At 65.5% G+C, this 21,861-nt stretch carries 20 protein-coding genes and 1 pseudogene; 11 read left to right on the top strand and 10 right to left on the bottom strand.

The window, feature by feature from the left end; genetic code table 11:
• From ASE88_RS19370 to lysA, 5 genes are all read left to right on the top strand, one after another.
• A partial coding sequence (locus ASE88_RS19370; protein WP_414893376.1) for a VOC family protein occupies positions 1 to 220 on the top strand: 220 nt, incomplete at its 5' end.
• A gap of 366 nt (positions 221 to 586) precedes the next feature.
• The gene (locus ASE88_RS04480) at positions 587 to 850 is read left to right on the top strand and encodes a hypothetical protein (protein WP_055876580.1); all 264 of its coding nucleotides are present in this window, start codon (positions 587 to 589) and stop codon (positions 848 to 850) included.
• Between the two features lie 13 nt (positions 851 to 863).
• Positions 864 to 1,379, top strand: a complete 516-nt coding sequence (locus ASE88_RS04475) for a methyltransferase domain-containing protein (protein WP_156348227.1) — start codon at positions 864 to 866, stop codon at positions 1,377 to 1,379.
• Entirely contained in the window at positions 1,376 to 1,642 is a 267-nt protein-coding gene (locus ASE88_RS04470; protein ID WP_056475809.1) for a hypothetical protein, read from the top strand. Before ASE88_RS04475 ends, ASE88_RS04470 begins: the two co-directional genes overlap by 4 nt.
• Positions 1,643 to 1,659: 17 nt before the next feature.
• Positions 1,660 to 2,892 carry a diaminopimelate decarboxylase gene (lysA, locus tag ASE88_RS04465; protein ID WP_056475804.1) on the top strand — a complete coding sequence of 411 codons (1,233 nt, stop codon included), beginning with the start codon at positions 1,660 to 1,662 and terminating at the stop codon, positions 2,890 to 2,892.
• 12 nt (positions 2,893 to 2,904) lie between these two features.
• On the opposite strand, the gene ASE88_RS04460 is transcribed toward lysA, so the two are convergent.
• On the bottom strand, positions 2,905 to 3,183 hold the full coding sequence (locus ASE88_RS04460; RefSeq protein ID WP_055876568.1) for a metal/formaldehyde-sensitive transcriptional repressor: 279 nt from the start codon (positions 3,181 to 3,183) through the stop codon (positions 2,905 to 2,907).
• A 288-nt stretch (positions 3,184 to 3,471) separates the two neighbouring features.
• On the opposite strand from ASE88_RS04460, the gene ASE88_RS18745 reads away from it, so the two are divergent.
• The 6 genes and pseudogenes from ASE88_RS18745 (at position 3,472) to ASE88_RS04435 (ending at position 9,675) form a co-directional block, all read left to right on the top strand.
• Positions 3,472 to 3,612 carry a hypothetical protein gene (locus ASE88_RS18745; protein WP_156348226.1) on the top strand — a complete coding sequence of 47 codons (141 nt, stop codon included), beginning with the start codon at positions 3,472 to 3,474 and terminating at the stop codon, positions 3,610 to 3,612.
• A 54-nt stretch (positions 3,613 to 3,666) separates the two neighbouring features.
• The gene (locus ASE88_RS04455; RefSeq protein WP_056475801.1) at positions 3,667 to 5,415 is read left to right on the top strand and encodes an ABC transporter permease; all 1,749 of its coding nucleotides are present in this window, start codon (positions 3,667 to 3,669) and stop codon (positions 5,413 to 5,415) included.
• 17 nt (positions 5,416 to 5,432) lie between these two features.
• Positions 5,433 to 6,701, top strand: coding sequence for a nitrate/sulfonate/bicarbonate ABC transporter ATP-binding protein (locus ASE88_RS04450; protein ID WP_056475798.1), 1,269 nt, complete (start codon positions 5,433 to 5,435; stop codon positions 6,699 to 6,701).
• Positions 6,698 to 7,855: an acyl-CoA dehydrogenase family protein gene (locus ASE88_RS04445; RefSeq protein WP_056475795.1), complete on the top strand. Its 1,158-nt coding sequence runs from the start codon at positions 6,698 to 6,700 to the stop codon at positions 7,853 to 7,855. The genes ASE88_RS04450 and ASE88_RS04445 overlap by 4 nt, the downstream gene beginning before the upstream one ends.
• A gap of 26 nt (positions 7,856 to 7,881) precedes the next feature.
• Positions 7,882 to 8,924: pseudogene (locus ASE88_RS04440) on the top strand (phosphotransferase).
• A gap of 55 nt (positions 8,925 to 8,979) precedes the next feature.
• Positions 8,980 to 9,675, top strand: coding sequence for an enoyl-CoA hydratase/isomerase family protein (locus tag ASE88_RS04435; protein ID WP_235527813.1), 696 nt, complete (start codon positions 8,980 to 8,982; stop codon positions 9,673 to 9,675).
• A 522-nt stretch (positions 9,676 to 10,197) separates the two neighbouring features.
• On the opposite strand, the gene ASE88_RS04430 is transcribed toward ASE88_RS04435, so the two are convergent.
• The 9 genes from ASE88_RS04430 to ASE88_RS04390 all read right to left on the bottom strand — a co-directional run bounded on the left by ASE88_RS04430 (position 10,198) and on the right by ASE88_RS04390 (position 21,787).
• On the bottom strand, positions 10,198 to 11,844 hold the full coding sequence (locus tag ASE88_RS04430; protein ID WP_082466201.1) for a TPM domain-containing protein: 1,647 nt from the start codon (positions 11,842 to 11,844) through the stop codon (positions 10,198 to 10,200).
• Between the two features lie 15 nt (positions 11,845 to 11,859).
• Positions 11,860 to 12,702: a DUF3667 domain-containing protein gene (locus ASE88_RS04425; RefSeq protein ID WP_162233386.1), complete on the bottom strand. Its 843-nt coding sequence runs from the start codon at positions 12,700 to 12,702 to the stop codon at positions 11,860 to 11,862.
• Positions 12,703 to 13,021: 319 nt separating this feature from the next.
• Entirely contained in the window at positions 13,022 to 14,188 is a 1,167-nt protein-coding gene (locus ASE88_RS04420) for an alpha-hydroxy acid oxidase (protein WP_056475790.1), read from the bottom strand.
• Between the two features lie 232 nt (positions 14,189 to 14,420).
• Positions 14,421 to 15,116 (bottom strand): FadR/GntR family transcriptional regulator, encoded by a 696-nt coding sequence (locus ASE88_RS04415; RefSeq protein ID WP_156348225.1) that lies wholly within the window; start codon positions 15,114 to 15,116, stop codon positions 14,421 to 14,423.
• A complete protein-coding gene (locus ASE88_RS04410) occupies positions 15,113 to 15,868 on the bottom strand; it encodes a helix-turn-helix domain-containing protein (RefSeq protein ID WP_055876545.1) in 756 nt (251 codons plus the stop codon). The genes ASE88_RS04415 and ASE88_RS04410 overlap by 4 nt, the downstream gene beginning before the upstream one ends.
• A 52-nt stretch (positions 15,869 to 15,920) precedes the next feature.
• Complete coding sequence (locus tag ASE88_RS04405; protein WP_056475787.1) at positions 15,921 to 17,234, bottom strand: MFS transporter; 1,314 nt, start codon at positions 17,232 to 17,234, stop codon at positions 15,921 to 15,923.
• Complete coding sequence (locus ASE88_RS04400) at positions 17,234 to 18,169, bottom strand: alpha/beta hydrolase (RefSeq protein WP_056475784.1); 936 nt, start codon at positions 18,167 to 18,169, stop codon at positions 17,234 to 17,236. Before ASE88_RS04400 ends, ASE88_RS04405 begins: the two co-directional genes overlap by 1 nt.
• A gap of 31 nt (positions 18,170 to 18,200) precedes the next feature.
• On the bottom strand, positions 18,201 to 19,601 hold the full coding sequence (locus ASE88_RS04395; protein ID WP_056475781.1) for an FAD-binding oxidoreductase: 1,401 nt from the start codon (positions 19,599 to 19,601) through the stop codon (positions 18,201 to 18,203).
• Entirely contained in the window at positions 19,601 to 21,787 is a 2,187-nt protein-coding gene (locus tag ASE88_RS04390) for a TonB-dependent receptor (RefSeq protein WP_056475778.1), read from the bottom strand. The genes ASE88_RS04395 and ASE88_RS04390 overlap by 1 nt, the downstream gene beginning before the upstream one ends.
• Positions 21,788 to 21,861 lie beyond the last annotated feature (74 nt).

Below are 21,861 nucleotides of genomic sequence, written 5' to 3'. Positions count from 1 at the left end.
CGGGACGGTGCCCAGCGGCGCGGGATCGATCGGAGCGGCCCACCTGGCTCTGACCGTAAAGGATATTCACGTCGCCATTGCCCGCGTCGAGGCGGCAGGATGGAAGGCGAAAGGCAATCCGCTGCCGATCCCGGGTGGTCCACGGAAGGGAACGTTGGTGGCCTACGTGTCAGGCCCCGATCATATCACGATAGAGCTTATGCAGCCGACAGCCAGTTAATGGGCCGGTAAAAGCTTTGCCGCCTCATCATCCATTTGAAAGCTGGCGAGGCAGCGGGCAGGGCCGAGGCTCAGCACCTTCTCTGCTGCAATCCTGAATGGATGGCAGAAGTTGGGGAGCCAGAAAGAGGCCGCGAATGACCGCAAGTGGGTCGTTCCGTTTATGGAATTGGTCGACCGTTTTGGTCTGTGAATGCCCATCGATCGCGAGAGGCGAGGCACCTGAGTGGCAGGAACGCGGTGAAGCGAGCGCAACACTATGCGCGCACTATGCGATCGGCCGGGATCGATCTCGAAGCGCTATGCCGTGACCCGTAACTATCGGGAGCGGGCAGGACGCTCGCGATACGAAAGGCACGTAGGCGAAATGTCGTCTGAACCCAAATCGGAGCCCGATCCTACCGGGCTCGTCATCTATGTCGGCCAGGATCGCGCAGGCCATTGGCTGGTCCAGGACAGCAGGCGCAACCTCGAAGGCCGCTTCATCTCGTACGGCGCCGCGATGCGCTATGCGCAGGCCGAGCGGGACATCTACCATGCGAGCGTCGAGATCGCCGCACTGCCGCTGACGCCGCTCGTGTCGTTTGCTCCGGTGGGTCGCGACGAGCGTGCGCTGCCGCGGGCAGCCTGACGGAGGGATGGAAATGAACGTACATGCTCTTCCCGTCCGGTTGCGCACGGCGATCGGCGGAGTCACGTCGACTTGCCCGTCGCGGCACGTGTCGAAGGCCGCCGCCCATGACTCGCGCTGGCCCCGGATCGAGGCGGCCTTGGCGGCGTTGCGGACGAATGGCCGGCACGCGGTGCGCATCGTCGATGCCGAATGTGGGGCTGGGACGCTGTTGCTGCAGGCCTTGGCGGAGGCGCGGCGGCTCGGTTTCACGGCGATCGAGGGACGCGGCATCGACCGTTCGCCGCTGTTGATCGGGCGAGCTCGGTCGGCGGCGCACCGCGTCATCGACCTGGCGATCGGCGTCGACTTCGCGGTGGCGGACATGGTCGCGGCCTTGCGCGACGAGCAGGACCTGCCGGCTGATATCGTGATCTGCCACGATCGCGCGCGCGACCGTCGTCCGGAGGCAGGGTGTGCCGTCCTAAACGCCGGGCGGATCGTGATCGCCGACGATGCGGCATGCCATGTTCGAGGAATCGCGGCATGATCCGGCGCGATATGCTCTGGCGCGGGATCGGCCTTGTACTCGCCGCCGGGGCCTGCGGAGTGGCCGCGGCGATGAACGGATCGGCGCAGGCGATGCTCGTGTTTCCGATTGCACTGCTGGGCCTGACGCTGATGATCAACGGCAAGCGCGTGGCGGTGGTGCTGCGCGCCGAACGTCATGGCCACGGGCATACCGCGCAAGCGATCCACGCCGTGCGACACCGTCGTACCCGCCGGCCGGCCGACCCGCCGCATTCTCGATAACCGGACACCGAACACCCATGACCTATTTCAGTCCGCGGGACGGCGTCCTGTGCGCCGAAGCCGTGCCGCTGCCCGTCATCGCCGAGGCGGTGGGCACGCCCGTCCACGTCTATTCCGCCGCCGCGCTGCGCGATGCGGCGCAGCGGTTCAGATCGGCGCTGTCGATCCTGCCACGCGTGCGCGTCGCGTTTGCTGTCAAGGCGAACCCGAACCGCGCGGTGCTGCACCTGCTGGCGGAGTGCGGGTTCGGCGCCGACATCGTCTCCGGGGGCGAGATGCGGCGCGCGCTCGACTCGGGGATCGCGGCATCGGACATCGTCTTTTCAGGCGTCGGCAAGACCGACCGCGAACTCGCCGACGCGCTCGCTGCCGGCGTCGGTCAGTTCAACCTCGAACTGGAGGAGGAGGGACAGGTGCTCGCCGCGCTGGCCCGTGCGCAGGGCAGGCGGGCGACGGCGGTGCTGCGCGTCAATCCCGATGTCGACGGCGGCACGCATGCCAAGATCTCGACGGGGCGGCGCGGCAACAAGTTCGGGGTGCCGATCGCCGACGTGCCCGGGATGTACGATCGCCTGTCGCGCCTCGAGGGTCTCGACTTGGTCGGGGTGGCGCTACACATCGGCAGCCAGCTGCGCGATCTCGCGCCGCTGGAGGAGGCCTATGGTCGGATCGGCCGCTTAGTGGCGGACTCGCGCGCGCGCGGCCATGTCGTCGGTCGCGTCGATCTCGGCGGTGGCCTCGGCATCGCCTACCGCGCCGACGACGTCGTTCCGACGCTCGACGCCTATGCCGCGATGGTCGCGCAGGTCACGCGCGACTGGGACGTCGAACTCACGTTCGAGCCGGGGCGGGTGGTCGCAGGGCTCGCCGGCGTGCTGCTGACGCGGGTGATCTGGGTGAAGCCGGGTGTCGACCATCCGTTCGTGATCGTCGATGCGGCGATGAACGACCTCGCACGGCCGGCGCTGTACGATGCCTTTCACCGGTTCGAAGCGGTCATGCCGGACGGCGAGCGAATGGTCGCGACGATCGCCGGCCCGGTCTGCGAAAGCGGCGACGTGTTCGCGGTCGCGCGCGACATCGACCGTGTCCGCCGCGGCGACTTCGCGGTGCTGCACGCCACAGGTGCGTATGGCGCGGCGATGGCGTCGACCTACAACTGCCGCGCACTCAGCCCGCAGGTGCTGGTCGATGGCGACCGGTTCGACATCGTCGCCGATCGCTACCTGCCCGAAGAGTTCGCGGCGTAGTGGCGCCGGCGATCAGGTGAGGTACGCGTGGACGATCTCGACCAGCTCCTCGGCCGCGACGGTGCGGGGATCGTCGCGCGAGGTCGCGGGATCGATCATGTGCTCGCGGATATGATCCTCGATCACCTCGGCGATGAACCCGTCGAGCGCGCCGCGACACGAGGTGGCTTGCTGCAGGACCCGCGCGCATTCCCGGTCTTCCTCGATCGCGCGTTCGAGCGCCTCGATCTGTCCTTTAAGCCGCTTGAGCCGGTTGAGCAGCTTCTTTTTCTCTTTTTCGACATGGCTCATGGCCGACGTGCATCACCCTCTTGATCTATACCCCCCTAGGGTATAGCGGGCGCTCGTCGCGACGCCAAGGGCGCCCGACAGGTGATGCAATCGCGGCACCGGTAACGAACAGGACGCACATGAAACCCCGATCTATCCCCTTGTCCGGCGATGGCGACAGTAGCGGCTCTGCCCTGCTGGCGATCACGGCTGGACGTCCCGGGTTCGGGCACGCCGTTCACGAATCGCGAGTGCGATCCGGCTGAGCGTCTGTCCCGGACTTGGCCCACGAGCCCGGAAGAGACGCTGATGACTAATATCGTTTTCCGCACGATCCAGCATGATCGCGCTATCCACGCCGCGCTGGCCGCCGCGCCGCTTCACCGTGGCCGCATCCTGCGAGGATGGGCGGCGCGCGGATCCCGTGCCGTGGCCGAGCGCTCGGCATGACGCACGCCTGTCACGCGGCGACGCTAGCGCGTCCCGTCGGCGGAGAGGAATGACATGGCGACTGACACGGTAGCGACTGCCGGCCGAGTCCGCTCGTTCTCGCGCATCCTCCGCCTGACGCAGCCCAACCGCGCCGACCTCATCGCCTTTGTGCTGCTGATCGGTGTCGCCGTGCTGCTGGTCCGCGGCGCCGAGGGCGTGGCCGAGCCGCTGTCGCGCCTGCGCGTCGAACCGGTCACGCTCGATCCGCGGTATCTGCCCTATTACGCGCTGCGCACCGTGATCCGGATGTTCGCAGCACTCGCGGCGAGCCTGGTCTTCACGCTGGTCGTCGCGACGCTGGCCGCGCGCAGCCGCCGCGCCGGGCAGATCATCGTGCCGATGCTCGACATCTTGCAATCGGTGCCGATCCTGGGGTTCCTGACCTTTACCGTCACGGCGTTCATGGGGCTGTTCCCCGGCCAGATCCTCGGCGTCGAGCTGGCGGCGGTGTTTGCGATCTTCACGAGCCAGGCGTGGAACATGGCGTTCAGCTTCTACCAGTCGCTGCGCTCGGTACCGTCCGATCTGGACGAGGTGACGCGCAGTTTCGCCTTGTCGCCGGTGCGCCGCTTCCTCCGGCTAGACCTGCCGTTCGCGACTCCGTCGCTGGTCTGGAACGCGATGATGTCGATGTCGGGCGGCTGGTTCTTCGTGGTCGCGTCCGAAGCGATCACGGTCGGCAACACGACAGTGACTCTGCCCGGCGTCGGCTCATGGCTGGCACTCGCGATCGCCCGCAAGGACTTCACCGCGATCGGGCTGGCGGTGCTCGCGATGGGGATCGTTATCCTGCTGTACGATCAGCTCGTCTTCCGGCCGGTGGTCGCTTGGGCGGATCGCTTCCGGTTCGAGCAGATCGCCAGCACGGAGCGGCCACAGTCCTGGGCCTATGATCTGTTCCGCCGCACGCGACTGTTGCCGGTGCTGTTCGCGCCCGTCACCGCGCTCGGCCAGCTCCTGCTGACGCTTGACCGGGGCAGGGCACGCCCGCGCGAGCGCCGCGTTCGCGAACCGAGCATCGTGCTGGAGCGGCTGTGGCAAGCAGTGGTCCTGGTATCGGTGGTCGCCGCACTCTGGCTCGCGGGGCGCTATGTCTTCGCGACGCTGCGGCTGGGCGATGCGGTCGCGGTGTTCGGGCTGGCCTGCATCACGATGCTGCGCGTGGTCGTGCTGATCGCGCTGGCCAGCCTCGTCTGGGTGCCGATCGGCGTCTGGATCGGCCTTAACCCCAAATGGGCGGAGCGACTGCAACCCGTCGCGCAGTTCCTCGCGGCGTTCCCCGCCAACGTCCTGTTCCCGTTCGCGGTGATCGGCATCGTCCATTGGCGGCTGTCGCCCGACATCTGGCTGTCGCCGCTGATGATCCTCGGGACGCAGTGGTACATCCTGTTCAACGTCATCGCCGGCGCCAGCGCGATCCCGACCGACCTGCGCGAGGCAGCGGGGATGTTCGGAGTGCGCGGCTGGCAATGGTGGCGCCAGGTCGCGCTGCCCGGCGTGTTTCCCTATTACGTCACCGGCGCGCTGACCGCATCGGGGGGATCGTGGAATGCCAGCATCGTCGCCGAAGCGGTCTCGTGGGGAACCCAGAAGGTCGAGGCGCACGGGCTCGGCACGTTCATCGCCAAGGCGACCGAAGCGGGCGATTATCCGCGCGTCGCGCTCGGCATCGCGGTGATGTCGATGTTCGTGATCGCCTTCAACCGGCTCGTCTGGCGTCCGATGTACGCCTTTGCCGAACGCCGTCTCCGGCTCGCCTGATGTCGAAAGGACAAGACATGGCAACAGCATTTCTCCGCGCTCCGGCCAGCCGCCCGCTCGTTCGGGTCGAGCATGTCAGTCATCGCTATGGCCGCGGCGATGGCGGCGCGCCGGTGCTCGACGACGTCAGCCTGACGCTGCACGAGGACGAGGTAGTCGGGCTGCTCGGTCGCTCGGGCTCGGGCAAATCGACGCTGCTGCGCTCGATCGCCGGGCTGATCCGGCCCGACGAGGGCCGTGTCCATTTCGCCGACGTGCCCGATGGCCCTGCGCATACGATCAGCATGGTCTTCCAGACCTTCGCGCTGTTCCCGTGGCTGACCGTGCTCCAGAATGTCGAGCTTGGCCTGGAGGCGCAGCGCGTTCCGGCGGACGAGCGCCGCACCCGCGCGCTGGCGGCGATCGACCTGATCGGCCTCGACGGGTTCGAGAACGCCTATCCCAAGGACCTGTCGGGCGGGATGCGCCAGCGCGTCGGGCTGGCGCGCGCGATCGTCGTCAATCCGTCGCTGCTGTTGATGGACGAACCATTCTCCGCGCTCGACGTGCTGACCGCCGAGACCTTGCGGACCGACCTGCTCGATCTGTGGGCGGAAGGGCGGATGCCGATCAAGTCGATCCTGATCGTCACGCACAATATCGAGGAGGCGGTGCTGATGTGCGACCGCATCCTCGTCTTCTCGTCCAACCCCGGCCGCGTCGCCGCCGAGATCAAGGTCGACCTGCCGCAACCGCGCGACCGGCTCGATCCCGCCTTCCGCAAGCTGGTCGACGACATCTATGCGCAAATGACCGCGCGCGCGCCGGTCGAGCCGGTCCGCGACGGGCTGTTCCCCGGCACCGGCATCCAGATGGTATTGCCCCGCGTCTCGACCAATGCGCTCGCCGGGCTGATCGAGGAAGTCGACGCCAGCCCGTTCGACGGCCGCGCGGCGATGGCCGATCTCGCCGATCAGCTCCAGCTGGAGGTCGACGATCTGTTTCCGATGGCGGAGACGCTCCAGCTGGTGCGGTTCGCCGAGTTGCAGGGGGCCGATATCCTGCTGACGCCGGCGGCGCGGCGCTATGCACAGGCCGATGTCGACGTCCGGAAAGCGCTGTTCGCGCAGGCGTTGCTGGCGCACGTCCCGCTCGCGCAGCACATCCGCCGGATTCTCGTTCCCCATCATAGCCGTCTCGGGCGACCGGAAGAATATGCGGCATTGGTCGAGACCATCGTTACCAACCCGATGCTGAACGGCGAAGTGATCCGGCTCGACGGCGCGATCCGGATGTCACCGCGATGAGCGCCCGTGCGAACGCCATCGCCGCCCACGTGGAAGTCTTCGTGCGCGACATTGTCGTGCCCTACGAACGCGACCCACGGTGCAGCGCGCATGGTCCTGCCGCCGGGCTGGTCGATGAATTGCGCGAGAAGGCCCGTGCTGCAAGCGTGCTAACACCGCACATTCTGTCGGGTGGCGAGCATCTTCATCACGCCGAGGTCGCCGTGGTGCTGCGTGCCGCCGGTCTGTCGCCGCTCGGCCCGGTGGCGGTGAACGTCGCCGCGCCCGACGAAGGCAACATGTATCTGCTCGGCCGGGTGGCGAGCAACGAACAGAAGCGTCGCTTCCTCGACCCCCTGGTCCGCGGCGAGGTGCGCTCGGCGTTCTTCATGACCGAGCCCGCCGCCGAGGGCGGTGCCGGGTCCGACCCGTCGATGAGGCAGACGACCTGCGAGCGCGACGGCAATCATTGGGTCATCAGCGGACGCAAAGCCTTCATTACCGGAGCGGACGGGGCTCGGGTCGGCATCGTCATGGCCAAGGCGGAAGAAGGCACCTCGATGTTCCTCGTCGACCTGCCCGATCCCGCCATCCGGATCGAACGAGTGCTCGACACGATCGACAGTTCGATGCCCGGCGGCCACGCCGTCATCGCTATCGACCGGCTGCGCGTGCCGGCGGACCAGATGCTCGGCGATCCCGGCGACGGCTTCAAGCTCGCGCAGGTGCGCCTCGCCCCGGCGCGACTGACGCACTGCATGCGCTGGCTCGGCGCCTGCATCCGCGCCAACGAGATCGCTACCGATTACGCCTGCCGCCGCCATGCGTTCGGCAAGCCGCTCGTCGATCACGAGGGGGTCGGCTTTATGCTCGCCGAGAACCTGATCGACCTCAAGCAGGCGGAGCTCATGATCGACTGGTGCGCCGCCGTGCTCGATGGCGGCGCACTCGGCGGTGCGGAAAGCTCGATGGCCAAGGTCGCGGTGTCCGAGGCGTTGATGCGGATCGCCGATCGCTGCGTGCAGGTGATGGGCGGGACCGGCGTCACCGGCGATACGATCGTCGAACAGGTGTTCCGCGAAGTCCGCGCCTTCCGGATCTACGACGGGCCGACCGAGGTGCACAAGTGGAGCCTCGCCAAGAAGATCAAGCGCGACTGGAAGGCGGCGTCGTGACCGCGTCCGAGGCGGATATCGGAACGATGGCGGTGCGTGCCGCACACCGCTTCGACGAGCGCGCGCTCACCGACTGGATGGCCCGACACGTCGACGGTTTCGCCGGACCGCTGCGCGTCGAACAGTTCAAGGGCGGCCAGTCGCATCCCACGTACCGGCTGTGCACGCCACGCCGGGACTATGTGCTGCGCCGCAAACCGCCGGGCACCTTGCTGAAGGGGGCGCATGACGTGCTGCGCGAGGCGCGCGTTCTCGCCGCGCTGGCCGCGACCGACGTGCCGGTCGCGCGCGTCTATGGCGTTTGCGAGGACGATGCCATTATCGGCACGGCGTTCTACGTCATGGCGATGGTCGAAGGGCGCGTCATCTGGGACGCGACCTTCCCGACGTGCCGCGAGCCGATCGCTCCCGCTATTTCGACGCGATGAACACCACCATCGCGGCGCTCCATCGCGTCGATCCGCTCGCCGTGGGCTTGGGCGAATATGGCCGTCCGGGAAACTATTTCGCCCGCCAGATCGCACGCTGGTCCAGGCAATATCTCGGCGACGGGCAGGCTGGGCGCGATCCGGACATGGATGCCCTGCTCGAATGGCTGCCCGCCAACATTCCCGATGGCGATGAAAGCAGCATCGTCCACGGCGACTTTCGTTGCGACAACATGATCTTCCATCCCACGGAACCGCGGGTGCTGGCGGTGCTGGACTGGGAGTTGTCGACGCTCGGCAATCCTCTCGCCGATATCGCCTACCATGCGCTCATGTACCGGATGCCGCCCGACATCGTCGCCGGATTGGCCGGCGCGGATCTTGCGGCGCTCGGCATTCCGACCGAACGGGACTATGTCGCCGCCTATTGCGCCAAGACCGGCCGCTCGGCGATGCCGGACTATCAATTCTACGTCACGTTCAACTTCTTCCGGCTCGCCGCGATCTTCCACGGTATCAAGAGCCGGGTGATCCGCGGCACCGCGGTGTCGCTTCACGCACGCGAACGTGGCGCCAACTTCCCGAGGCTCGCACGACTTGGTCATGCAGCCATGCAGGATAGTACTCCCACCGCGGCCTGATGCTCATACCGAGGTTCGAAGGACGTGGCCCGCACCTTTTCAAAAGGATAGAAGAGTGAACGAAGTTCTGCTCGATCGGCACGGTGACGTCGCCGTCATCACATTGATCCGTCCGGATCAGGGTAACGCCATCAATGCGGCTCTGGCGCGGTCCCTCCTCGAGATCGTGTTGGTATGCGCAACTGACGAGACCGTGCGACGTGTGCTGCTGACCGGCTCCGGACGGATGTTCTGCGTCGCCGGGGACGTAAAGACGTTCGCGGCGGCGGGAGGCGACACACCGGCCTTGGTCACGGAGCTGACGACGTTCCTTCATGCTGCGATCGCCGGATTGTTGCGGATGGACAAGCCCTTGGTAACCGCGATCAACGGTGCCGCCGCCGGCGCGGGTTTCAGCCTGGCCATCATGCGCGATGTCGCGATCGCGAACAGTGCGAGTTCGTTTTCGACGGCCTACGGACTGATCGGCCTGACCCCGGATGCAGGGACGAGCTGGCTTCTGCCACGGCTGGTCGGTCTGCGCCGTGCCCAGGAGATCGCGTTGACCAACCGGCGGCTGGACGCCACCGAAGCCGCGGCGATCGGTTTGGTGACACGGACAGTCGATGCTGCTGCTCTGTCCGACGCGGTGATAACGGTCGCTGCGGGGCTCGCGGCATCGTCCGTGACGGCGCTTGCAAGCACCAGAGCGCTATATTTTCCAGCTACGGGGCGACCCTGGAAGAACAGCTGGGCACCGAGGCGCGCATGATCGCGCGGTCGGCAGGATCAGGCGAAGCGCAGGCTCTCATCCAAAAGTTTGCCGGGCAGGGTAGGTCTGGCGCCGTCAAACCAACGTGGCAGGCGAAGTGAGGGGCTGATATCGATCGCGAATGAGCCGGAAATCGAGGGCATTGCCGCCCAGCCCGTTTCGCCGTTTCAACTCGTCCGCGGAGGTGATCCGGCTGGTGGTGCTGACGTACGTGCGCTTCCCGCTGTCCTGCGCAACGTGGAGAAACTTCTGTACGAGCGTGGGATCGAGATCTCCCAGACGGTCAGGCTGCGGTGGAACAGGTTCGGTCCGCTGTTCGCAGGCGACATTCGCGGTCAGCGGGTCAGCCGCATGCGGGGGGGTGCGCGCTGGCACCTGGACTATGTACGTGAAGCTGAACGGCGAGATGGTCTACCTCTGGCGGGCGGTGGATCACGCGTCGGAAGCTGGGAGTCGAGGGAACGGGCGTGAGCGTCCGACTGTGGGTCCTGGCTGCCGTATCGTGGAACGCGCGTGCAAAGGTCAGATCGCATCGTAGCTGAATAGCCACATTGACGAGGCCTGCCTGCTCGCTTTGTCGCCGGTGCTTTGAAGCCGGCCGACGGCGGTATATCTGGCGCCGTCCTTGAGTGAACTGGACGGCATCAGGGGTGCGAGCCGCGGTGCGACATAAAACACGAGGTCATGGCCATCGTCGGTGGTCATGCTGACCGCTGTGTAGCCAAGCTTTCCACCCAGCAGCCGTTCGTTCGCCTGGCCAAATGAGGTCGGCGACTTGAGGCTCGTGATGCGGCCCGTCACCCGGACAAGATTGCCGTTGGGCAGGTCGGTCGCGGCGTTGAACGGCCGCTTGGTCCGCATCCGCTCGGCATTGATCTTGTTGTAATGGTCGAGCAGCTGGCCAAGACTTTGATAGTCGATCGTCCATTTGCTGCGCTCGGCCCAGAACAAGGTTCCGTCGAACACGGTGAACAGCGCGTCGGTCCAGCCGGCGCATCCATCGGCATCCTCGCAGTTAGGCCATGCCGCATCGATCCACTGCACGAGCTGCGTGTTCGGATCCGAGAATTCGGCCTCCTTGGCAAGACCGGGTCCGAACGCGACCGCGGCCTGATGTTGCCGGGGCGCGACGACCGCGACCGCGCCGTTGCCGACATCGAGTTTGCCGATCCGCAACTGCCGCATCATCGCCCAGGCGTAGTCATTCGCGGAAAGCCCCTTCAGGTCGTCGACCACCAGGATGCTCATTTCGACGCCCGAGTCCTTGGCGAGGCGATACAGCCTTTGCTCCATCGTTCTCATACGCGCAGGATCGAGCCGTCCGGTCTCGTCTACGATGAAGCGGCCGTATTTGAAGGGTATCGATCCGGGTGCCGGTAACAGGCGGGCAGGGACCGAGGCATTGACGACCGCCGGCGTTGTAGCAGCCTGAGGCGCTGTCGGTCCTTGCGCGATCGGACCTGCCGAGGCACCGCCGGGTGCCGCAGGCGCTTTCCCGCCCGCGCACTCGAGACCGCCCGATTGCGTGCAGGATTGTCGCCACCCTTGCTGGATCGCGTCTGCGCGCTGATCCTTTGCCGGATGGGTCGGCGAGCCATGAGTGCTGCCAACCGTCAGGATCATCCGCTGCGCCTCGGCGAGCGGCGCGCCCATCTTCTGCAAGACGTACCCGCTGAACTTGTCGGCTTCCAATTCGATTTCCGGGCGACTGCCGCCGGGCACGATCGTGTGCCCGGACAGATGGTGCGCGATCTCGTGCGCCATGATGCTGATCGGACCCCAAGGGCTGCCGCCGACCTGCGCCTCGGCAGCCTTCATGAACGCGGGGTTGAAGGCGATCACCCGGCGCGGCACCCGCTTGTCGTCCAGCATGATGACCGCGGCGGCGTTCGGCACCGGTCCGGACACGACGACGAAATTGGCGGGGAGGCCGGTATAGCCCATGATCCTAGTGACGGCGCTGGCGCAATCCTGCGGCGCGCCGCCGGTCAGTGCGGCGGCATCCGCCTGGACCGGTTTGCCGTCATAGGAACAGGCCTGGAGCGTCGACGCAATCGCCTCGACCTTGGCCGCGCTGGACACGGTCTTGCTCGTGTCGTCCGCCTTGCCGCATCCACTTGTCAGGAGGGCTGCCAGCGCACTCATTGATGCCAGATGCAGGGTCCGCATGTCACCGTCTCCTCGTCAGCGGCTTACCAGCCACAGGATCGCCCATGCGTAGATGCGCAACAGCGTCCAGTTGATCGCGGCGACCATGATGCCGGCTAAAACCAGCCTTGGCCAGTCGGTGCGCCATGACAGGAGGAAGAACTGGCGATAGGCCACCACGACGATCAACGTCTTGAGAATGGGCACGTAGATTTGCGACGCCGCCTTGTGGGTCAGGATGAAGGCCGGATCACGCCAGATCAGCGTCGGCAACATGTTGAAGCTAATGAACGCCAACACGATCGACTGACAGTAGATCGCCAGCACCATCACTTCGACCAGATTATAGCCAAGCCGGCGCCGGAACACGATCGCTGCCGCGGCGACGATGGCGACGATGCCCAGCGAGAAGCTCCAGTTTGAGTAGGCCAGCACCTGGGCAGCCATGCGCTTGACGACCCCATCGCGATCAACGCCCGCATAGACGCTGAAATACTGATTGGTCGCAAGCATCAGGACCAGGACGGCGACGGTCGCCACGAGCAGCTTCAGCGGGTGCATCCACGTCGTGCGCCGACCCATCACATATTCCCGGGCGACCGTACCGGGCGTGACGATCAGCTTGCCGAGCGTCCGCACCGCCGGCAGTTCGAACAGGCGGAGCCGATCCCAGGTTTCCTTGCGGATATCGTGCCAGACGAACCGCTTCGCCGCTTTCTGCCCGCATCCACTGCAATACGCGGTTGTCATCGGCGTAGCGCAATTTCCGCACGTCGGTTGCTCGAACCAGTCGTTGGAAACCGGAACGTCGGGAAGGGAAGAAGAGCTCTGCTTGTTCGGACCCAAGGCATCGGCAATTGTGCGGCGGACATCCAGCATCTTATCTCCCCACGTTGCTCTGCTTCGGCTTAGCATGGGACCGATAGATGGTGGAACATGCCTCATGGTCTACTGTGCCCGGAGAATAGGTTCTTCTTCGAAGCAGCTCGACAGAGGTCGGCCAATTAAGGCCGAACCCGCGAGATTAAAAAAGGCCCGTTTCTGAGGAGAGCCGAACAGCCGCTCAGTGACCACTTGTGGGTCCTGTCCGGCGAGAGCTTTCTAGCGGTGGACGCCCATTCACGACTAGGGCCGATAGTTTGTGAGGCGGCAGCGGCATTCGATTACGCCATCGGCGATCTGATGATGTTCGACGGGCTTAAGCCCTCTCGTTCGGTCGATGGCGGATATGGCGGGGGGATAACGAGGCGATGTCGTTGATCCCTGCTAGTGTCAGGGTGCGCTCAAACTCCTGGTTTAGCAACGTCAGCAAGCGATCGACGCCCTGCTCACCGCCAGCGGCCAAGCCATACAGATACGGGCGCCCGATCGCGCAGGCAGTCGCCCCCAGGGCAAGCGCCTTAACCACGTCCGAGCCCCGCCTGATACCACCGTCGCAAATCACGTCCGGTGCGTCGCCAATGGCGTTTCGCACCGCCTCAATCTGATCAATTGGGGCGGGTGCACCGTCCAACTGACGCCCGCCGTGGTTGGAGATCATGACGCCGGTGGCCCCCGAGGTGATCGAGCGACGTGCGTCCTCGGGTGTCATTACACCCTTGATCGCGAGCGGCCCGTTCCATTCGCGTGCAAGCCATTCGACCTCGCGCCAGCCAACCGAGCGGTCGAACTGGCCGCCGATATAGTCGAACAGGCTCATCGGCCCCGACGACAGCGCATCGACCTTGTGGCTGACGTTCGCGAGGTCGAACGTCGATCCGGTGAGCGCTGGGATCGACCACGAGGGGTGGAGTGCGAAGCTGAGCAATGACCGAAGCGTAAGTTTTGGCGGCAGCGAAAGGCCGCTGACCCGGTCACGTTCCCGGTTGCCGGCGACCGGCGTGTCGACCGTCAGCGCAAGTCCGTGAAAGCCGGCGTCTCGACATCGCGCCACGAACTCGGCGGTCAGCCCGCGATCCTTGAAGATGTAGATTTGGAAAACCTTCGGCCCGGCAAAGGCTCGCGCAAGATCCTCCAATCGCGTCGTGCCCATCGTCGAGAGGCTGTACAGAAGGCCGTGACGCGCCGCTGCGCGGGCCACGGCAAGCTCGGCATGACCATGAAACATGCGCGTTAGGCCGGTGGGCGAGAGCATGAGCGGCCACCGCGAAGCTTGCCCGAAGATCTTGGTTTCCGTTCGGATCTCCGACACATCGTTGAGCACGTCGGGAACCAGTTCGTAGTCCGCGAAAGCCGTGGCGTTCCGGCGCAGCGATATCTCATCGTCCGCGCCTCCATCGATATAGTCGAAGATCGGCCTGGGCAGTCGACGGCGGGCCATCAGGCGCAGGTCGGCAACGTTAATCGCACGGTCTAATCGCGTCATATCTAACCCTGAACGGAGTAAGCCTGAAGCCGCCAGTTCCGCGCAGAACGTGTCCACGCAGGCGGATGGCCATGTCGAACAATACGGTCTTGCCGGAATTGATCTTGATCAGTTTCCCCCGCCGCCTAACGGATCGGTCTCGGCGCTCACCACCGAATGCGGCCGTGCCGACGAACACGCGGTCCAAACGGGGGAAGGGCAGAAAGGTCGACCTGCCGCGGCGGTGCGGCCGCTAAAGTACGGCGCCGATCGACTGATCGAAATGTGCATCCATCAGCGCGTTTGCCGCGATAGCGTCGCGGTCGCCGATAGCGAGCGCGATGTCCACGTGGCGCTTTAGTACAATTGATCGCGCCTCCTCCGTGTGGCGGGTTTCCCAAGCTGCCGGTATCGCAACAGTCATCATCGGCTCGAACGAGCGGACGACCTGGAGAAACAACGCGTTGCCGCTGGCGCGGGCGATCGCCTGATGGAAGACGATATCGTGCCGGGTTATGTCAGTGATGTTGGTCGCTGCGGCCATCGCTTGCGCGGCGGTTCGTATGATGGCGGCGTCGGCGTCGCTGCGGTCGCGAGCGGCGAGTTCGGCGGTGCGTAGCTCGAGCGTGCGGCGGACGTCCCAAACCTCGGCTACCGACACCTGCGCCGTCGCGACCGCATGGTCGATCGAGGTTCCCATCACCGATCCGTCGATCGCGCCCACGCGGGCGCGGCGCCCGTTGGCTACGTCTATCAACCGGAGTGCCGCCAGCGCGCCGAACGCCTCGCGCATCACGGCGCGACTGACACCAAGTTCGGTCGCAAACTGGCCTTCGCCGGGCAGCGTGTCACCGACCTTCATATCTTGATCGCGCATGTGATCACGTACGCGGCGTACCGCGCGATCGACCAGCGAGCCGCCTTCCTCCAGGCGATCCATTATCTTCATGCCGCCAGCTGCAACGCGCGGAGACGTGTGGGCGGCACGCCGAAGCGGCGCGCGAACGCTCGGGTGAAGCTTGCATTGTTCCGATAGCCGCAGCGATAGCCGATCGCAGACACCGGCAGATCGGTCGCCAGCAACATGCCGCGCGCGCCGGACAAACGCTTGTCAGCGATCGCGTCGGCCACGCTCGAGCCGAACATCTGGCGGAAACCGCGGGTCAGCTTTGCGCGATTGAGGCCACAGGCGCGTGCGACCGTATCGAGTGTCAGTTTCTCCTGCCAGCGATCGTCAATCAGCTGGCGTGCCGCGGCAAGACGGCGGGCGTCGCGTTCCGACAGGTCGCCGGCGCCATCAGCCGATATCAATGCGCCCTCATGCAGGCAGGCGAAGCTCGCACAGAGCAGTTCGATGCTCTTGGCGAGGCACAGCGTATCGCGCGCCGGCTCGGGCAACGGGCAATCGCGCAGAGACAGGACCAGCGTGCGCAACTCGGTCGGCAGATGCCATGTCGCGCAGGGGCCGGGAAGCGCGCCGAAGATACGCTCACACGCAGTCGCCGCGACCGCGAGTACGACGATCGCCTCATGGTCCGATCCGGTGGCGTAGCTCATCGTAGCGGCCGTACCGTCATCGCCCAGACTGAAGCGAAGGACGACCGCGTCGTCGCTCCATGTACCGGGCTCGATAGGCCCGCGTCCGATGAACGAGAGCATTTCTGGCGAAACGTCGATCCGCCGTTTTGGGGTGACCGTCATAATCCTCTCCTCCTCTGAGGTTAGAAGCATAATGCACCTTTCTGAAACGTCGTCAATCGCTATCTGATAGGTCTGCAGTTGCAGAGAGCGGCGCCATCTGAATGGCGATCAGGAAGGCAATGACCGATAACAGGCTCGTCGCGACGCCGACGATGGCAAGCGCGGTGCCGAGATGTGATTCGCCGCCGAGCAAGCCGCTGGTCCACGTCACCAGTGACGGAGCGATCCCGAAGCCGATCAAGCCAGCAATCGCGATGAACGCACCGATGCACAACCCGCGCAGTTCGTTGGGGATGAGCACGGTCAGCGCCACCGATGTAATGAGTCCCGTCACCGCGCCACACAATGTCAGGGTGCCGAGTGCGATCGCGAACCACAGGACGGTCGGGCCGACCGGAAACAGTGCGGCAGGGACACCGAGCGCGGCGGCGGCCAAGGCGCCGATCAGCAATCCGCCACGGACCTCACTCTTCTGTCCGATGTCCGCGGCGAAGCCGCCTAGCACCGTGCCAGCGAGTCCGCTGACCAGGATCAAGCCTCCCATCCATCCTGCAAAATCGCCCGGTTGGAGGCCAAAATGACGCGAGAGCACCGGTGCAGCCCAGACTAGCGCCGCGTTGTCGGCCATCACCACTGCGACCTGACCGACGAATAGCGGGATCAGGAACCTTCGCCGTGACCAGAGTTCGCCGACCAGCACCGCGAACGGCGCCCGAATGCTTGCGGCGACTTCGCGACGTGCCGGTTCGCGGAGCAACAGAAGAGGCACGATCATTACGAGGCTGAGCAAGGCCAGCACCGCATGCGTGCCCCGCCAAGGCGACAGCCCGGAGAATACCGGCATCGCGCCGCTGGCAAAACGTCCGAACAGCCAGCCGCCGAGCGCGAAAGCGCCCGCAATGCCCGCGGTCTTGCCGAGGTTGACGATCAGCATTGCGCGGCCACGCTGGGCAGGGGCACACAGATCGGCTGTCAACGACAGCGCCGCAGTCAGAGCGCCTGTCGTGCCCGTCGCGGTCAAGACGCGGGCGGCGAACAGCATTGCGGTGCCGGTCGCCACCGCGGTCAGCGCCGTGCCAAGGGTCCAGACCAGTGCGAGCCCGATCATCAGCCGGACGCGATTGACCCGATCGACCAGGATACCGACGGGAATTGAGCATACGACCAGTGCCAGTGCCGCACTTGCCCCCTGGATCAGCCCCAACATCGTGTCGGTCAGCCGTAACTCGGCTTTTACGCTTTCCTGTACCGTCGCGAACGAACCCATCATCGCGAAGCCGATCGTCATCGCGAGGGTGAGCGCGAGCAACGACGGCAGAGCGCGACCAAAACCAAGTGCCGGGGGGGCAGCCATCGGCGTCGTCATCAGCGAAGCGCCCGGCGCAGCGCGTCGATCCGCATCGCCTGCGCGCGGTCGGCGACGCCGGGCCCCGGTAGCAGATCGAAGCCATGAAAGGCACCTGGGTGGACGTGGAACTCGGTCGGCACGCCAGCAGCGATCAAGCGACGCGCATAGTCGATATCCTCATCGACGAAGAGGTCGAGCGCACCGGTCATGATGAACGTCGGCGGCAGTCCGGTGAGATTGGTCGCGCGGGCGGCTGCGGCGTAGGGGGAGACGGTGTCGCCGCCTGGCTCCTCACCGAGCAGCGCGGTCCAGCCGAACCGGTTGTTGTGCGATGTCCAGATGAACTCTCCGGCATGTGCATGCGGTTCGCCCATGCAGGTGCGATCGTCGATCATCGGATAGGTCAGGTGCTGGAAGGCAAGGGCAGGTCCGCCCCGGTCGCGCGACATGAGTGCGAGTGCCGCGGCCAGGCCGCCGCCCGCGCTCTCGCCCATCACGCCGATTCGCGCACCGTCGATCCCAAGATCGTCGGCGTTCGCGACGGTCCAGGTCAAGCCCGTATAACAATCCTCGATCGCACCGGGGAAGACCGTCTCGGGTGCGAGCCGGTAGTCGACCGACACGATGACACAGTTCAGTGCGGCGGCGAGCGGACGGTGGACGACCTCCAATTCCTTGGCGGCGCCCCCGACATAGCCGCCACCATGGATATGATAGATGCAGCCCAGCGCGCCCCTCGTGTCGCGGGGGCGGTAGATGTGCAGCGAGACGTCAGGCGCGCCAGCGGGCCCGGCGATCCGGTGCCGTTCCAGATCGACGCCGCCGTCCGGGGCGGGCGGGAGAGGCAACGCGCGCGCGCGCAGGGCCGCCAGCGACTCCGGGGTGAGCGTCACGGTCGGCCACGCATCGAGCAGCGGACGGAGCTCGGGATCGACGAGAGGCAGGCTGGTCATCGGATACTCCGTTGGGGTCGTGCGCTACCGGTCACAGCGTGAAGATCTTGCCCGGGTTCATCAGGTTCAGCGGGTCTAGTGCGCGTTTGATCGTCCGCATCAGGTCGACCGCATCGCCCAGTTCGGCGACGAGCCAGTCCTGCTTGCCGATGCCAATGCCGTGCTCGCCCGTGCATGTGCCGTCCATCGCGATTGCCCGTTCGACCAGGCGACGGTTGATCGCTTCCACCTCTTCGAACTCATGCGGGGCGGTGGGGTCGATCGAGAAGATCACGTGGAAATTTCCGTCGCCGACGTGACCCAGAATCGCAGCGGGGACAGTGCCGGCATCGATGTCGGCACGCGTCGCCAGGATGCACTCGGGCAGGCGGCTGATCGGCACACACACGTCGGTGGTCCAGCCGACCGCGCCTGCCCGCACGTTGACAGCGGCGTAATAGGCCTCGTGTCGCGCCTTCCACAGCCTAGCGCGTTCCTCCGGCTGGTTCGACCATTTGAACGCGCCGCCGCCATTCGCGTCGGCGAGTGCGGCAACGGTTTCGACCTGCTCGGCGACGCCCGCAGGCGAGCCGTGGAACTCGAAGAACAGCGTCGTCACTTCGGGATATTCGAGCTTGGACCAGCGATTGACCGCCGCCATCTGCTTGTCGTCGAGGATTTCGACGCGGGCGAGCGGAACGCCGCACTGGATCGAATGGACGACGGTATCGACCGCACCTTGCAAGGACTCGAACCCGCAGACCGCAGACATGATCTGTTCGGGTATCGGATGGAGGCGCAGGCTGATCTCGGTGATAATGCCTAGCGTGCCCTCGGAGCCGACGAACAAGCGCGTGAGGTCGTAACCCGCAGCCGACTTGCGCGCCCGGGTCGCGGTACGGATGACGTTGCCGTCCGCCGTGACGACGGTCAGTGCCAGCACGGCCTCGCGCATCGTGCCATAACGCACCGCGTTGGTGCCGCTTGCGCGCGTCGAGGCCATGCCGCCGATCGTCGCGTTGGCACCGGGATCGATCGGAAAGAACAGCCCGGTGTCACGCAGGTGCGCATTCAGTTCCTCGCGGCGCACGCCGGCCTGGACGACGCAGTCGAAATCGTCCGCATTGATAGCAAGGATCGCGTCCATCCGCGAAAGGTTGACGCTGACCCCGCCAAGAACCGCAAGCGCGTTGCCCTCGATCGACGTACCCGCGCCGAACGGTACGATCGGCACGCCGGCCGCTGTGCAAAGCCGCACGCAGTCGGCAACTTCCTCGGTCGACGCGGCAAAGACCACCGCGTCGGGTAAGGCCTCGGCGAAATGCGCCTCGCTCGTGCCGTGCTGGCGACGGATACCCTCGCCCATCGCCAGCGCGTCGCCGAAACGCTGGCGAAGCGCCGCGACGAACGCCTCATCGAGGGGCGGGCGGGGGGACGTTGGCATGTGCTTCATCAGAATCGTACCGTGCCACGAATGCCAATACGCCGACGTGGCGACTGGATAGCGAGGTTCGACACAAGAGGCGCGGGCAATCCGGCCCGCCGCAACAGCGAGGCATCGAGATAGGTCTCGACGTACTTCTCGTTGAACAGGTTGGTCGCGAAGGCTGCGACTTCAAGCGGTCCGGCCTGCCACGATACCGATCCGTTCACGAGATGATAGGCCTCCAGCACCGGGACCGACGCGGCGTCGAGCGAGCCGCCCGTGCGCTCACCCTTCGCAACGACGTTCGCGTCGAACACGATCGCCTGGTCGCGGTGAAACGGCACGCGCAGATTGGTGCCGATCGAGTAGTTCGCGTCGGGAACGAACAGGATGCGATCGCCCGGATAGGCATAGCCGGTCACCGCGGTGAACTGGCTAGAATCGGTCACGCGGGCATGTAGCAGCGTCGCATTGGCATAAACGCGCCAGGCGTCGCTGACGTTGAACGACAATTCGGCCTCCGCACCATAGCTTTCGACGTTGCCCGAATTGAGGTTGATCGCGACGAAGCCGACCGGCTGGCCGGTGGCGGGATTGAGAATGGTCGACGGGGCGAGCGCGTTGGCGCCGATGAAGTTCTTGTAGTCGTTATAGAACGCAGCGACATTGGCCGTCAGTCGACCATCGAACGCGCTCGCCTTCGATCCGACTTCATAGGTCCAGACGCTGTCACCGCGATAAGTCAGGTTGGGCGCGCCGGGGCCGTTCTGCCCTCCGCCGCGCACGCCGCGGGCCACCGAGGCATAGGTCATGAACTGCGGGTTCCAGCGCTTGGACAGGGTCGCGCGGGGTTGCCACTCGTTCGCCTTGTAGGCGGCGGCAAGGCCGGCGGTCGACGCATCGAGCTTCTGATGGTCGTAGCGGATCCCGACCGTCAGATCGAGGCCATCGCCGAGCTTCAAAAAGCCGGTGGCGAAACCGGCGATGTTCTCGTTCTCCGACGTGGCGGTGCCGGGTACGGTCAGGTTGGCCGGCACCACCGTCGTCGTGGTCGTGGCATCCGTTGTCGAGCGCGCATAGAAGGCACCGACCAGCGTCGAGAAATTCTCGCTCCACTTCGTATCGAAGCGGACTTCACCGGTGCGGGTCTTCAGCGTGCGGCTGACGGTCGAGCGGAAGAAGTCGATCGGGCTGTAGTCGGCGTCACCCGCGCCCTTCGTATCGCTCTGGTTGTACGCGCCGATCGCGGTGATCGTCGTATCGATGCTGTCGACGTCGAACTCGCCCTTCACATTGGCGGCGTAGTATTCGATCGTACCCAGGCTGCGCTGATTGCTGCGGCCGTCGAGCGAATAGTCGCGCGGGCCGGTCACGTTGAAATAGGGCGTCGAGCCACCGAACACGCGGTCGTATCCGCCGTTCACCGTGAAGCGCGCCCAGTTTGTGGGGACGAAGCGGATCGTGCCGTTGATGCTTTTCGTCTCGAGTGGATTTTGATTGCCGCCTGCGAGGAGGTTGCGCTGGAAGCCGTCCTCCTTGTGATAGGCCGCGCCAATGCGGAACTGGAGCACGTCCTTGACGATCGGCCCTGATATGCTGCCCGACGCGGAGGCGTAATTGTCGCCGGTGGCCAGTGCACCGTCGACCCGCCCCTGCCACTCGTTCGACGGCTGGCGGGTGACGACGTTGATTGCGCCGCCCAGCGTGTTGTTGCCAAACAGCGTCCCTTGAGGCCCACGCAGCACTTCGACGCGGGCGACATCGACCAGTGGCGAATTGAGATAGGTCGTGTTCGGCTGGTAGATGCCGTCGATGAAAATGCCGACGCCTGGCTGCACCGTGTCGATCAGCGTGGTGCCGACGCCGCGGATCGACACGAATGCACGACCGACCGAATCCGAATTGATGTTGAGGCCCGGCGTGTAGGCGGCCACGTCGCGGACGACGACGAGCTGCTGCTGCTTGATCGCGTCGCCTGAGATCGCGGTGACGGCGATCGGTACGTCCTGCAACCGTTCTTCACGACGGCGTGCCGTGACCACGATATCGGAGGCTGCGGGAGCGTTGCCAGCACGCGTATCGACCTGCGGGTCAGCGGGGGTGCCCTGGTTGCTGGTCTGCGCGCCCTGCGGGTCGACAGACTGCGCCGCGGCGAGCGTGGGCCACGCAAGGGTAAGCGCGGAAGATAGGGCGAGCAGCGAGCGACGATGCATGGAAACCTCTCCGAATATCGGCAGATCGAGTCGTCTACCTGTCAGAGAGGTGTGCCGGTTTTCAAAGCTGTCCG

It is taken from the genome of Sphingomonas sp. Leaf38 (assembly GCF_001421825.1).
Classification (GTDB): Bacteria; Pseudomonadota; Alphaproteobacteria; order Sphingomonadales; family Sphingomonadaceae; genus Sphingomonas.
Note: the sequence above shows the minus strand (reverse complement) of the source record. Positions and strands in the feature narration are given on the sequence as shown.